Below are 13,231 nucleotides of genomic sequence, written 5' to 3' on the forward strand. Positions count from 1 at the left end.
AATTTCTGCGTTTGCACTGCGGCCTGCATCGAGACGCCTAATTCTTGGGCATCAGATGTCCTGCGGATCAAAAATGCGCCCGTCCAGGAACGCGTCCCGTTTCAGGGAAAGCTGCCCGTTCTGCGAGGCGACAGGCGTTGTGTCCCGAATCGCGCCTTCCAGTTTTTCGGACGCGCCGGGCAGATCGGCACCGATATCGGCCAGTTGATTGCGGTAGATATCGCTGCGAAACACGCCGCCCGCCTGCGCCAGCGCCAGATGCGGGTCCAGATCGTACCGGGCGGCCAGCCTGTGGGCGATCCACTTGGCCTGACTGCGCCAGGGGAAATTCGCCGCCCCGTCGTGAAACTCGACAAAACCCGGCACCTCGCGCTGCTCGGCATGGCCCGAGATGGTGAACCGCCCTGACAGCGCCCGGTCGATCAGTTCCGAGGGCAGGTTCAGATAGGTGTCGCGCGCAAGGATTTCGGCAGCGGCAATGTGGCTGCCCGGCTGGCCCAGCCAACGCCCCGCGCGCCAGACGGCCCGCATCAGCTTGCCCAGCAGGTGCGGTTCGGTCTCTGCCCATTCGGTACGCACGGCCAGGACCTTTTCCGGCGCAAAGGCCCAGATCGCTTGACCGGGCAGCAACAGCGCCCCGGCCTGCGATTCCACCGCGACCGAGCCCCAGGGTTCGCCGACGCAGAACGCATCCACATCGCCCTCGGCCAGCGCCTGCGCCATCAGCGGCGGCGGGATGGTGCGAACCTCGACGCCCGTGCCGGACAGGTCCGTGGCCTCGAGCCAGCAATGCAACAATTCCACATGCAGGGAAAACGGGAAGGGCACCCCGAATACCAAAGGCCGATCCGCGACCGTGGCCAGCGCGGCTGCGGCTTTGAACGGATCGCGAAAGTCGAACTCGTATCCGGTATCGCGCAGGCGGGTTTCCAGCGCCCGGCTGACGCCGATCACATCGCCGTTCATCGACAGGACAGAGACGGCGGACAAGGGCTGCGTCACCCCGCCCAACCCCAAAGCCATCGCCACCGGCACGGGTGACAGCAGATGCGCCGCATCCACGCGGCCAAAGGCCAGCATGTCGCGCACCGATGACCACGAGGGCGCGGCGATCAGGTCCAGTTCGACCCCTTCGGCGCGGGCCAGCCCCATCTCATGCGCGATGATCAGCGGCGCGGCATCGACCAATGGGACATAGGCAACAGGCAGCGTCACCGTATTCATGACAGCAACCCGGATGCTGTGACCAGCGACTCGGCCACGTCGGCCACGCGCCGCCCCTGATCCATCGCGGCCTTGCGCAGCAGGGCATAAGCCTCTTCTTCCTCGATCCCGCGGGCCTTCATCAGCAGGCCCTTGGCGCGGTCGATCACCTTGCGCTCTTCCAGCGCGCGTTTGGTCTCGGCCAGTTCGCGGCGCATCTGGCGCACGATCTGGAACCGCGCGATGGCGGCATCCAGCACCGGTTTCAGCCGGTCGGGCTGCATCCCGTCGACGACATAGGCGGACAGGCCGGCCTCGATCGCGGTCGAGGCCAGATCGCCGGCGGCGGCGGAGACGAACATCGCCACGGGCCGCTCCAACGGCCCCGAGGCCAGCGTCAGCTCTTCCAGCATGTCGCGTGTGGGGTTGTCGATATCGATCAGCACCACATCCGGCACCACCGCCGCAATCCTGCGGGCAAGGCTCGAGACATTGCCGATCACATGCACATCGTATGAACCGGACGCGTTGAGGGCGTCGACAATTGCGATGGCGCGTTCCCGGTCTTCTTCAACAACGACAATGGTCAGAGTGTCAGGCATGGCCTTGTTTTGGCCGGGCCATTGCCGGGATCGCAAGGGTTGCGGGGCTATTCCGCTCGGGCCCTGTTGCGACTGCCTAAAAAACAGTCAAACGACCTGCCCGGCTTGTCAGGGCGCGGCACATCTTTCGCCTATCGGAAACGCGCGACCGCGATTTCTGCGCAAAGCGATGTCGTTTTCCGGCTTTCAAGCGTCTTTTCTGCTTGCCGCAATGCGGCGGGCTTTCTACGAGTGGCGGTGGGACACCCCTCCCCAACGAGGGGCGTGTATCTGGAAGGGTAATACAGATGAGCATTGAACAACCGGCGTCGCGCGACGCCGCGCGCAAACCTGAACTGCGGCCAGCTAATCCGCGTTTCTCCTCGGGCCCCTGCGCCAAACCCCCCACATTTGAACTGAGCAAACTGGCCGATGCCGCGCTGGGCCGGTCGCACCGGGCCGCTGTCGGCAAGGACAAGCTGAAAGCCGCGATCGAAGGCACCCGTGAGGTGCTGGACATTCCGGCGGATTACAGGATCGGCATCGTTCCCGCCTCGGACACCGGCGCGGTCGAGATGGCGCTGTGGTCGCTGCTGGGCGCCCGCAAGGTCGAGATGCTGGCCTGGGAAAGCTTTGGGGCCGGTTGGGTCACCGATGTGGTCAAACAGCTGAAGATCGACGCCGAGGTCAAGACGGCCGATTACGGGCAGATCGTTGATCTGGCCTCGGTCGATTTCGCCAATGACGTGGTGTTTACATGGAACGGCACCACCTCGGGCGTGCGGGTACCCAATGGCGACTGGATCGCCGATGACCGTCAGGGGCTGACGATCTGCGACGCGACAAGCGCCGCCTTTGCGATGGACCTGCCCTGGGACAAGCTGGATGTGACCACGTTCAGCTGGCAGAAAGTGCTGGGCGGCGAAGCGGCGCACGGCATGCTGATCCTGAGCCCCCGCGCCGTTGAGCGGCTGGAAAGCTACACCCCCGCATGGCCTCTGCCGAAGATTTTCCGCCTGACCAAAGGCGGCAAGCTGATCGACGGCATCTTCACCGGGGCGACGATCAACACGCCCTCGATGCTGGCGGTTGAGGATTATCTGTTCGCGCTGGACTGGGCGCGTTCGGTTGGTGGCCTGCAGGGGTTGATCGCCCGGGCCGATGCCAATGCCGGTGCGGTGCACGCGTTCTGCGATCAAAACGACTGGATTGCGAATCTGGCCGAGGATGCGGCGACGCAGTCGAACACATCCGTGTGCCTGAAATTCACCGATGCCCGCATTCAGGACGGGGCCACCTTTGCCAAGGCCGTGGCCAAACGGCTGGAGGCGGAAAACATCGCGCTGGATATCGGTGCCTATCGCGACGCCCCTGCGGGCCTGCGCATCTGGTGCGGCGGTACGGTTGAAACCTCGGATATCGAGGCGATGCTGCCCTGGCTTGCCTGGGCGTTTGAGGCCGAAATCGCTGCGCAAACGGAAGCCGCCTGACAAGGTTTTTCGACGAAAACCCGGGCCGGCCCGTGGCCCGGATATCTTCCCAAAATTCAAGGACCAGAGATATGGCCCCCAAAGTACTCGTATCTGACAAGCTCAGCGAAACCGCCGTGCAGATTTTCCGCGATCGCGGCATCGACGTGGATTTCATGCCCGATCTGGGCAAGGACAAGGACAAGCTGGCCGAGGTGATCGGCCAGTATGACGGTCTTGCCATCCGCTCAGCAACCAAGGTCACGCCGACCATTCTGGAGAAAGCCGACAAGCTGAAAGTCATCGGCCGTGCCGGGATCGGCACGGATAATATCGACAAGGACGCGGCCTCGAAAAAGGGCGTGATCGTGATGAACACGCCGTTCGGCAACATGATCACCACCGCCGAGCATGCGATTGCGATGATGTTCGCCGTCGCGCGGCAAATCCCCGAGGCCAGCACCTCGACCCATGCGGGCAAGTGGGAAAAATCCAAGTTCATGGGGATCGAGCTGACCAACAAGACCTTGGGCGTGATTGGCGCGGGCAACATCGGCGGCATCGTCTGCGAACGCGCGCTGGGCCTGAAAATGAAGGTGATCGCCTATGATCCCTATCTGGGCGAAGAGAAAGCCGCCCAGATGGGCGTCGAAAAGGTCGAGCTGGACGAGCTGCTGTCGCGCGCCGATTTCATCACTCTGCACGTGCCGCTGACCGATCAGACCCGCAACGTTCTGAGCCGCGAAAATCTGGCGAAGACCAAAAAAGGCGTTCGCATCGTCAACTGTGCCCGTGGCGGTCTGGTTGATGAGGAAGCCTTGGCCGAGATGCTGCAATCGGGTCACGTGGCCGGTGCGGCCTTTGACGTGTTCAGCGTGGAACCGGCCAAGGACAACCCGCTGTTCAACCTGCCCAACGTGGTCTGCACGCCGCATTTGGGCGCGGCCACGACCGAGGCGCAGGAAAACGTGGCGCTGCAAGTGGCCGAGCAGATCTCGAACTATCTGCTGACCGGCGCGGTGGAAAACGCGCTGAACATGCCCAGCGTCACGGCGGAAGAGGCCAAGATCATGGGTCCGTGGATCAAGCTGGCCGGTCATCTGGGCAGCTTCATCGGCCAGATGACGGATGAGCCGGTCAAGGCGATCAACATCCTGTATGATGGTGTTGCGGCTGAAATGAATCTGGCCGCCCTGAACTGCGCCGTGGTCGCGGGGATCATGAAAAAGTTCAATCCCGAGGTGAACATGGTCTCGGCCCCCGTGGTTGCGAAAGAGCGTGGTATCCAGATTTCGACCACCAATCAGGACAAGTCGGGCGCGTTCGAAGGCTATATCAAGGTCACCGTTGTGACGGACAAGCGCGAACGCTCGATCGGGGGCACGGTGTTCAGCGACGGCAAGCCGCGCTTCATCCAGATCAAGGGCATCAATATCGACGCCGAGATCGGCGCGCATATGCTCTACACCACCAACGAGGATGTTCCCGGCATCATCGGCGCGCTGGGTCAGACCATGGGCGAGAACAACGTGAACATCGCCAACTTTACCCTGGGCCGCGCCGCAGCGGGCGGCGAGGCGATTGCGCTGCTCTATGTCGATGAACCCGTGCCCGCCGAGGCGCGCGCCAAGCTGGCGGAAACCGGTCTGTTCACGCAGATCAAACCGCTGGAATTTGACGTGGCCTGACGGTCGGCAGATTTTGCAAGCAATTGGACCCGGGTCGAGTTCGGCCCGGGTTTTTCATTGGCGAGGATCAACTAGATCAAGCGTTCAGTCTGCGGTGAAACTGTCCTTGTACGCGTCGCGCAGGGCGTTTTTCTGCACCTTGCCCATCGTGTTGCGCGGCAACTCGTCCAGCACGATCAGCTTGCGGGGATGCTTGAACCGGGCGAGGTCGTTTTGCACCGACGCCATGATGGCCTCAAGATCGGGGGTCTGGCCGGGCAGGGGCACGATGATGCCCAGAACGGTCTCTCCGAAATCGGGATGGGGGACACCGATCACCGCGCTTTCCAGAACACCGGGCTGGTCGTCGAGCACCAGCTCGATCTCTTTGGGGTAGATATTGAACCCGCCCGAGATGATCAGATCCTTGCCCCGGCCGACGATATGGACATAGCCGTCCTGATCCACGCGCCCCAGATCGCCGGTGATGAAGAACCCGTCTTCGCGCAGTTCGGCGGCGGTTTTCTCGGGCATCTGCCAGTAGCCGCTGAACACGTTCGGGCCGCGCACCTCGATCATGCCGATCTCGCCTTGGGGCAGGGGGTCTCCGGTTTCCGGGTCGGTCACTTTCAACTCGACATCGGGCAGCGGAAACCCGACCGTGCCCGCGCGCCGATCCCCGTCATAGGGGTTCGAGGTGTTCATGTTGGTCTCGGTCATCCCGTAGCGTTCAAGGATGCGGTGGCCTGTCCGGGTTTCGAACTGCTCATGGGTTTCCGCCAGCAGCGGCGCCGAGCCCGAGATGAACAGCCGCATATGGCGCGCCAGGTCGCCGGTGAACCGATCATCACCCAGCAGGCGGGTGTAAAAGGTCGGAACCCCCATCATCGACGTGGCCTGCGGCATCAGGCGCAGCATAACGTCCAGATCGAATTTCGGCAGGAAAATCATCGACCCGCCCGCAGCCAGGATCACGTTGGTCGCCACGAACAGCCCGTGGGTGTGAAAGATCGGCAAGGCGTGCAGCAGCACGTCATCGCGGGTAAACCGCCATTCCCGCATCAGCGTTTCCGCATTGGACAGCAGATTGGCCTGCGTCAGCATCGCGCCTTTGGATCGCCCCGTGGTGCCCGAGGTATAGAGGAACGCGGCCAGATCATCCTCAGACCGTTTGACCGGCTCGAAGGCGGGCAGCATGCCGAAAGCCCGGCGCATCAGGCTGCCCGAGCCATCGGCGTTCAGCGTCTCAAGCCGCGCGTTCTGAGCCTGCGCGATGGGTGCCAGACCGGCCTCGCTGGCTGCATCGCAGACAACCAGCGCCGCGCCGCTGTTTTCGATGAAATAGGCCAGTTCCGCCGTTTTATACGCCGTGTTCAGCGGCAGAAAGATCAGCCCCGTCTGCGCGCAGGCGGCATAAAGCGCCAGCATTTCAGGGGATTTCTCGACCTGAACGGCAACCCGGTCGCCCGGTTCCAGTTCCAGCCCGGTCAGGGCGTTGGCGATGCGGGCGGCCATGTCCAGAAAATCCGAATGCGTCAGGATCTGACCGTCCGGCAGATGCAGGAACGGGGTGTCCTTGCCCGCGTGGATGCCAAACAAACGATCGTAAAGCGGGTTGCCCATCCCGTTTCCCCTTGTCCCAGATCGCCCTGAATCTGGCTTGGAAATGCAGGGGGGTAAAGCCCCGAACGGGTAATTTCAGGGCCGCAGATGCAAACCGGCACTGGCGAAAATGCTGCACCTGCGATATGCGCAGGCAACCCTGCCGGAGACCTGCCATGTACGTTGCCACCTTGCTGACCAACCCCACCGCGCCCGCGCTTGACAGCGCCCTGCCCGAGTCGCTGCGGAATGCGTGGGGCGGGCAGGATATCGTCTGGCTGAACCCGGATGAGGCGGCGGAATTTGCCGTGCCGGCCCTGCCCGACAACCGCTGGGATGTCTGGGCGGACCTGCAGGGCATGGGCGTCGATCTGGTTGTTCAGCCTGCCGAGGGGCGGCGCAAGAAAATGCTGCTGGCGGATATGGACAGCACGATGATCCAGCAGGAATGCATCGACGAACTGGCGGATGAGGCAGGCGTCGGCGACCGGGTCAAGGACATCACCGCACGGGCGATGAATGGTGAGCTGGATTTCGAAGGCGCGCTGATCGAACGGGTCGGGCTGCTGAAAGGTCTGGACGAAGCGGTGATCGATCAGGTGCTGAACACGCGGATCACCCTGATGCCCGGCGGGCGCGAACTGGTCGGCACCATGCGCGCAAACGGCGGTTATGCGGCGCTGGTTTCAGGCGGGTTCACCGCCTTCACCGCGCGCGTGGCCGCGCTGTTGGGGTTTGACGAAAACCGGGCCAACACGCTGCTGGCGGAAGACGGGCGGCTGACCGGTGATGTGCAGCGGCCCATTCTCGGGCGCGAGGCCAAGGTCGAGTCTCTGGACCGGATCATCACACAGCTGGGCCTGTCCGAGGCAGATGTGATCGCGGTGGGAGACGGCGCAAACGATCTGGGCATGCTGGGCCGCGCCGGAACCGGCGTTGCGCTGCACGCCAAGCCCTCGGTCGCGGCGCAATGCGATGTGCGGATCAACCACGGGGATCTGACGGCGCTGCTGTATCTGCAGGGTTACTCAAGGGCCGAGTTTCTGGGCTGAGCGCCCTCAGAAAAGATCGAACCGCACCGGATTCTGCGCCCAATACACCCGGGCGGCCAGCAGCAGGCGTTCCTTGGGATCGTTCGCCGCCGCATAGGGAACCGGAACCCCGAATTTGGCGCTGATGTTTTCGAGCGCTCGCAGGGTGGCCGGGCCGACCTGACCATCCACGGCCACGTTTTCACCAAGCTCATTCAGCGCCAGTTGCAACGCGCGGTTCAGATCGGCGCCCGAGATACTGTCCAACTGGGCCCTGGCCTGGCCGGCGGGCTCGTCATTGGGCAACAGGGCGGCCTTGGCCGCGCGCAACGCCGCATCCGCCGGACCGCGCTGGGGCACCTGACCATCCAGAATGATATAGGCCCCGTTCGCGCCGCCCCAGGCATCGCCGCGTTCCAGCGAGATATCGTACCAGTCTAGCGCCTCGGTCCGGGTGCGGTCCTGCAACTGATCGTTCAGGATCATCCGGGCAATACTGGCCGGGGCTGTCGGGTGGCCGCCGTTTGACGCGGCCAGAAAATACGCCTCGGCCTTGTCGAGATTGACGGGGTTGCCGCCAAGACCCAGCAGGGACACGTAGGCCAGATTGTCATAGCCATAGATATCCTTGCGCAGTTCCGAGGCGCGCAGATAGCGCATGCCGCGTTCGGGGATATAGTGGTCCGAGTTTTCGCGCAGGAAATACAGGCCCAGTTCGTTCATCGAATAGGTGTGGCCCAATTCCACCGAGCGTTCCAGCAATTCGAACCCGCGCTGTTTCTCGGCATCCGTTTGCCCGTCGCGCAGCAATTGCTTGCCAAGGCTGTGCATGGCAAAGGGGTCTTTTTCCGATGCGGCCTCTTCCAGAAGGGCGCGGGCCTTGTCCAGATCGCGGGGTGTTTTGGTAACGGCGCGGTCGATGCGGTCGGTCTGCAACAGGGTCGCCAGCGCATATTTTGCCCGGATATGCCCGCCGTTCTCGGCCGCTGACATGCTTTCATAGGCCCCTGCTATATTGCCCGCCGCCTGTTGCAAGCGGCCCAGCTGATACAGGAACCGCGGGTTGACGGGATCGTCTTCGACGGCTTTCGTACAGGCCGCCAGACCTTTCGAGATGTTCAGCTCATTGGGCAGGCGAAACACGCCGATACCGTTGATGTCCAGCGCATCCCCGGCCTCAAGATCGCAGGCATTCATCTCGAGATTGAGCGACACCTCGACATTCTGTTTCTTCTGATCTGCCGTGATCACCTCGACCAAAAACGTGTCGGTGAACTGCTGGGTCCCCAGTTCAGCGGCCCGCGCGTCGGTGATCTCGGGCGAGTATGTCAGGCCCTCGCTTGTCGATTGATCGCGGACGCTGACGACCCCCCGTTCGGGGTTTTCCACCAGCCGCAGGCCCCGGATGTCATTACCAAGCGTCTGTTCCAGGCTCTGCGCCAGAGGGATGGACTTGTCGAACTGGTAGCTGAGGCTGAGCGATTGCGGCGCGCCTTCCTGCACCTGCCCGTCCTCAACCTCGACCTGTTGCTGCGCCAGATAAAACGGGCGCACCAAGGTCGAGCTTTCCCAGGGAATTTGCTGTCCCTGGGTCGAATCGTGAACCCGTTCGCGAATGACCGGGAACAGTTGCTGAATGTTCTCGAAGGGCGACGACTGGGCGGTTTCCAGAACCGCCGCCGTATAGGGGCTGTTCTGGCCCGTCGCGCCATCGCTGGCCACCGCGCCCGGTGAGGTCGAATAGGCCACAAGCGAATTCAGTGGCGTTTTGAACACATCGAACCCTTCGCGGGTTTCGAACAGGTTGGCATCCAGATCGGCGGCCAGCCTCAGGTCCTGGAACGGATTGTCACGGCAGGAATCCAGAATGGCGACATGGGCCGAACTGCGCGCCGACAAGGTGTCGATCACACGATCCAAGGTCATGGTCGCCAGCGGGACATCATAGACGCTTTCAAATTTTGCATCCACGGGCAGCAGATAATTCCGCCGCCCGATCTGAATGCCGTGGCCCGCGTAGTAAAACAGCACATCGGCCTTGTCCGGGATGTTCAGAACAGCGGTTCTGATCAGCTCTTCGAACTCGCGTTTGCCAAGGTCATAGCCGTCGTAGACGCGGAAATTGAAGCCGCGCAGCATGTCGGCGATGTCTTCGGCGTCCTTGCGGGCGTTGGTCAGGTCTCCGACATTTGCGTAGTCCTGATTGCCGATGACGATGGCGATCCGGTTGGCTGGGAACGAGCTGTTGCTGTTCGCAACCGCCATCTGCGCAGTGAAAACACCCGCGTTCAGAACAAGGGCGACAAGCGCCGCATGCAGATGGCAGTTTCTGGTTTTAAACCCGCGCCGTGACATGTTTTGATCCTTTCAGATCAACCCCAGCTTCCGCCGCCGCCGCCGCCGGAACCACCTCCGCCGCCGCCACCACCGCTGGAGCCTCCTCCGCCACCGCCGCCTTCACCACGGTCGGCTTCACCGCCGCTTTGGGCTTCATTGGATGTTGCAGAGCTGGACGTTGTTGATGCTGTCGAGGACGTGGTCGCAGCGGCCTGCTGCGGAACCTCCGCCGCAGGTTCAGCGGTTTCTGTCTGCGACCAGGGCGAGGTGCAACCGGCAACAGTAACAGTACATAAAACAAACATTGAAATGGTCGCACAACGCATCTCAAGCCTCCTTAACGAAAAATAAAAACAATTAAACGCACGCATAATATCTTACTGTGTACGTGCAATGTCTGTCCATCAAAGTTTGAATTTGGGGCAGTTGTCAGTGAACTATATCTCTTAAGCGCGGTCACAAGGCGAGAAAAACGGGGGTTTCCATTATTTAACTGCGGTGTTAAATAATGGATATGACGGATTTACTGAACACGTTCTCGGCGCTTTCCGATGCCACGCGGTTCTCGATTGTCGAGCAGTTGATGGCGCACGGTGAATTGCCCGCCGGTGACCTGATCGAAGGCAAGGGCATGTCCGGCGCGGCCATTTCGCGCCATCTGAAAATTCTGCGCAACGCCGGGCTGGTCCGGCAGCGGGTGCAGGGAGCGCAGCGGATGTATTCCATTCAACCCGACGGTCTGCGCGCGATTGCCGAATGGACGATCTCGAAGCGGCAGTTCTGGGACAGCAGCCTCGATCGTCTGGGGGACATACTGGAAAGGGAAAACTCATGGCCGACCTGAAACTCGAGCGGGCGTTTCCCGTCAGTCCCGAAACCCTGTTTGCCTGGGTCAGTGATGGTGCCAAACTGCTGCAATGGTGGGGGCCAGAAGGCGTGCATGTGCCCGAGCATGATCTGGATTTCTCGCGCCTCGGGCCGTGGTATTCGGTGATGGAAAACGGCGAAGGCCAGCGGTTCAAGGTCTCGGGCCATGTCACCCATATCGATCCGCCCAACTCGGTCGGCTTCACCTGGGCCTGGCATGACGATCAGGACCAGCGCGGCGCGGAAAGCCATGTGACGTTTTTCGTGACAGCGGCAGGCGACGGGGCGCGGCTGGTTGTGGATCACCGCGAACTGGCCGATGCCGAGGCTGCCGCAAACCACGAACAGGGCTGGACCTCGTCTCTGCGCAAGCTCGAAGCGAAGGCAAGATAGATTTTCAACAAGGAGGACTGAAATGCCCCAATATTTGTTTGTTTATCACGGCGGAACCACCCCGACCGACCCTGCCGAGGTCGAAGCCACCATGGCCGCCTGGGGCGCATGGTTTGGCGGTATGGGCGATGCGCTCGACATCCCCGGCAATCCGGTGGGCCAGTCCTATACGGTCAGCAGCACCGGCGTTGCGGATAATGGCGGGGCCAACCCGGCCTCGGGCTTTACCGTGATCAAGGCCGACAGCATCGAAGCCGCGACCGAGATGGCCAAGGGCTGTCCAATGGTCGTGAACGGGTCCGGCTCGGTCGAAGTGGCCGAGGTGCATGAGATCGAGATGTGATCCTTAGCCGGGAAACCCCGGCGCAGGTCTGATCAAGCCACATTCCAACCCGCGACGGCTGTATTGCGTGGCGTTCATGAATTTGCCTGTGGCCGGGTGATCGGCCTCAAGCACCCCAAGGTGAACCATCAGGGTGGCGATGGCGCATTCGCTGGCGCGGGTGGTGCCGTCGGTGATTTTCAGCGCCACGCCCATGCGTTTTTCCGGCAGGATGGCAACAAAGACGGCCTCGGCCCCGGTCTTGATCGCGGCGCGGCCCTGCATGGCGCGCATCAGCTCGGTGCAGGCGCGGGTTTCGCCAGCTACCAGTTCGGGGTGTTTTATCATCGCGGCGGTCAGTTGCTGTGCCGCGTCGCTGGCCCGGTCGGACCGGTCGGCGGCGGATGCAAACCATGCCATCGACCGCGCCAGCCCGACCAGCGAAGTGGCAAAATTCGGCGCCGAGCAGCCATCGATCCCATAGGCGGGGCTGGTTTCGCCGGTGGTTTCTTCGATGGCGGACAGGCAGGCCTGCTGAACCGGGTGGTCGATCTCAAGATATTCCGGCCCCGCGCCCATATGCTGCGCGACCGTCAGGAACCCGCAATGCTTGCCCGAGCAATTATTGTGAATCTGGCAGGGCGTGTCATCGGCCAGAATAAGCCCGTCGCGCGCTGCCATATCGTCCGGCTCTTGCGGGCCGCAGCGCAGATCGGGTTCGCTAAGCCCCAGATGATCCAGCCAGGCGGACACCCGGTCGGTATGAATATGCGCCCCGTTATGCGAGGCGCAGGCCAATGCCAGATGTTCGCTGTTCAGCCCGTATTTTGCCGCCGCACCGGATGTGATCAGCGGCAGCCCCTGAATCATCTTGGCCGAGGACCTTGGATAGATCACCGCATTCGGGTCGCCCCAACTGCGCACGATCTGGCCGGTATCGTCGCAGATGACCGCATGACCCAGATGCAGGCTTTCCAGCAGGGGTCCACGCCACAGTTCTGTCATCGGTACGGGCTGCGTCATCTGGACCTCCGGATTTATGCGCAAAATTCTGCCAATCGCCCTTTCGCCTGTGGCGAAACCTGCGTTAGTGTGTGTATGTCGGCAATCATCGGAATGCGCAATGTTATAGACGAACCGGCAGGGTTCGCAGGGCTTTCCGATGGGTATGAGGTATGGGTCGAGCTAGGAGGCTGGACAGATGGGATCAAAGCTCGTTCGCGTGATCGCGGGCTTTTGCATGGCAGGGATGGCCACAACCGCAATCGCTCAGCAGGCGACCAGCACCAATCGCGTGGCGGCAAAAACGGATTGGAGCGTTTTTGTCGAAGATGACCCCACCGAATGCTGGAGCGTTTCGGCCCCAAAGGAAACCGTGAACACCCGCGGCGGTCGCGTCGTGTCGGTGCGGCGCAGCGATATCCTGTTGTTCGTGTTCTATCGCCCCAATGCCGAGGTCAAAGGCCAGGTCACTTTCACCGGCGGCTATCCCTTTGCAGGTGGGTCCACCGTGAACCTGACAGTTGACGGCAGCGAGTTCGAACTGTTCACCGAAGGCGAATGGGCGTGGCCCGCAACCGCTGCCGATGACGCCAAGATCGTCACCGCGATGAAACGCGGGACCGAAGCGGTGCTGACCGCGCGGTCCGAACGCGGCACGCAGACCAAGGACACGTTTTCGCTGCTGGGTTTTACCGCCGCGATTGAAGACGCCGAAAAGCGCTGCACCAACTAGACGCCTTGCCCGAGTGAATACGGC

The 13,231-nt window shown here is 62.1% G+C and carries 14 protein-coding genes; 8 read left to right on the forward strand and 6 right to left on the reverse strand.

Annotation, left to right across the window (positions count from 1 at the left end; translation table 11 throughout):
- Positions 1-51: 51 nt before the first annotated feature.
- Together ACR0K1_RS17325 and ACR0K1_RS17330 are read right to left on the reverse strand one after the other, a co-directional pair.
- A complete protein-coding gene (locus tag ACR0K1_RS17325; RefSeq protein WP_480615553.1) occupies positions 52-1,224 on the reverse strand; it encodes a CmpA/NrtA family ABC transporter substrate-binding protein in 1,173 nt (390 codons plus the stop codon).
- Complete coding sequence (locus ACR0K1_RS17330; protein WP_480615555.1) at positions 1,221-1,805, reverse strand: ANTAR domain-containing response regulator; 585 nt, start codon at positions 1,803-1,805, stop codon at positions 1,221-1,223. Before ACR0K1_RS17330 ends, ACR0K1_RS17325 begins: the two co-directional genes overlap by 4 nt.
- A 287-nt stretch (positions 1,806-2,092) precedes the next feature.
- Between ACR0K1_RS17330 and ACR0K1_RS17335 the strand changes: the two genes are divergently transcribed.
- The gene (locus ACR0K1_RS17335; RefSeq protein ID WP_480615557.1) at positions 2,093-3,274 is read left to right on the forward strand and encodes a phosphoserine transaminase; all 1,182 of its coding nucleotides are present in this window, start codon (positions 2,093-2,095) and stop codon (positions 3,272-3,274) included.
- Between the two features lie 71 nt (positions 3,275-3,345).
- Positions 3,346-4,941: a phosphoglycerate dehydrogenase gene (gene serA, locus ACR0K1_RS17340; RefSeq protein WP_480615559.1), complete on the forward strand. Its 1,596-nt coding sequence runs from the start codon at positions 3,346-3,348 to the stop codon at positions 4,939-4,941.
- Between the two features lie 84 nt (positions 4,942-5,025).
- Here serA and ACR0K1_RS17345 read toward each other — a convergent pair whose 3' ends face one another.
- Positions 5,026-6,543, reverse strand: a complete 1,518-nt coding sequence (locus ACR0K1_RS17345; RefSeq protein ID WP_480615561.1) for a malonate--CoA ligase — start codon at positions 6,541-6,543, stop codon at positions 5,026-5,028.
- Between the two features lie 155 nt (positions 6,544-6,698).
- Between ACR0K1_RS17345 and serB the strand changes: the two genes are divergently transcribed.
- The gene (serB, locus tag ACR0K1_RS17350) at positions 6,699-7,574 is read left to right on the forward strand and encodes a phosphoserine phosphatase SerB (RefSeq protein ID WP_480615563.1); all 876 of its coding nucleotides are present in this window, start codon (positions 6,699-6,701) and stop codon (positions 7,572-7,574) included.
- Positions 7,575-7,580: 6 nt separating this feature from the next.
- Here the strand turns inward: serB and ACR0K1_RS17355 are convergent, their stop codons facing one another.
- Positions 7,581-9,908 (reverse strand): caspase family protein, encoded by a 2,328-nt coding sequence (locus tag ACR0K1_RS17355; protein ID WP_480615565.1) that lies wholly within the window; start codon positions 9,906-9,908, stop codon positions 7,581-7,583.
- Positions 9,889-10,047 carry a hypothetical protein gene (locus tag ACR0K1_RS17360; RefSeq protein ID WP_480615567.1) on the reverse strand — a complete coding sequence of 53 codons (159 nt, stop codon included), beginning with the start codon at positions 10,045-10,047 and terminating at the stop codon, positions 9,889-9,891. The genes ACR0K1_RS17355 and ACR0K1_RS17360 overlap by 20 nt, the downstream gene beginning before the upstream one ends.
- Between ACR0K1_RS17360 and ACR0K1_RS17365 the strand changes: the two genes are divergently transcribed.
- The 4 genes from ACR0K1_RS17365 to ACR0K1_RS17380 all read left to right on the forward strand — a co-directional run bounded on the left by ACR0K1_RS17365 (position 10,047) and on the right by ACR0K1_RS17380 (position 11,493).
- Positions 10,047-10,241 (forward strand): hypothetical protein, encoded by a 195-nt coding sequence (locus tag ACR0K1_RS17365; RefSeq protein WP_480851359.1) that lies wholly within the window; start codon positions 10,047-10,049, stop codon positions 10,239-10,241. The genes ACR0K1_RS17360 and ACR0K1_RS17365 overlap by 1 nt on opposite strands.
- Before the next feature lie 163 nt (positions 10,242-10,404).
- A complete protein-coding gene (locus ACR0K1_RS17370; protein WP_480615569.1) occupies positions 10,405-10,734 on the forward strand; it encodes an ArsR/SmtB family transcription factor in 330 nt (109 codons plus the stop codon).
- Positions 10,722-11,150: an SRPBCC family protein gene (locus ACR0K1_RS17375; RefSeq protein WP_480615571.1), complete on the forward strand. Its 429-nt coding sequence runs from the start codon at positions 10,722-10,724 to the stop codon at positions 11,148-11,150. The genes ACR0K1_RS17370 and ACR0K1_RS17375 overlap by 13 nt, the downstream gene beginning before the upstream one ends.
- Before the next feature lie 22 nt (positions 11,151-11,172).
- Positions 11,173-11,493, forward strand: a complete 321-nt coding sequence (locus ACR0K1_RS17380; protein WP_480615573.1) for a YciI family protein — start codon at positions 11,173-11,175, stop codon at positions 11,491-11,493.
- 3 nt (positions 11,494-11,496) lie between these two features.
- Here the strand turns inward: ACR0K1_RS17380 and ACR0K1_RS17385 are convergent, their stop codons facing one another.
- Positions 11,497-12,495: an asparaginase gene (locus tag ACR0K1_RS17385; RefSeq protein WP_480615575.1), complete on the reverse strand. Its 999-nt coding sequence runs from the start codon at positions 12,493-12,495 to the stop codon at positions 11,497-11,499.
- A 178-nt stretch (positions 12,496-12,673) separates the two neighbouring features.
- Between ACR0K1_RS17385 and ACR0K1_RS17390 the strand changes: the two genes are divergently transcribed.
- Entirely contained in the window at positions 12,674-13,207 is a 534-nt protein-coding gene (locus ACR0K1_RS17390; RefSeq protein WP_480615577.1) for an invasion associated locus B family protein, read from the forward strand.
- Positions 13,208-13,231: the final 24 nt, after the last annotated feature.

Source organism: Ruegeria sp. F5, from assembly GCF_056533845.1.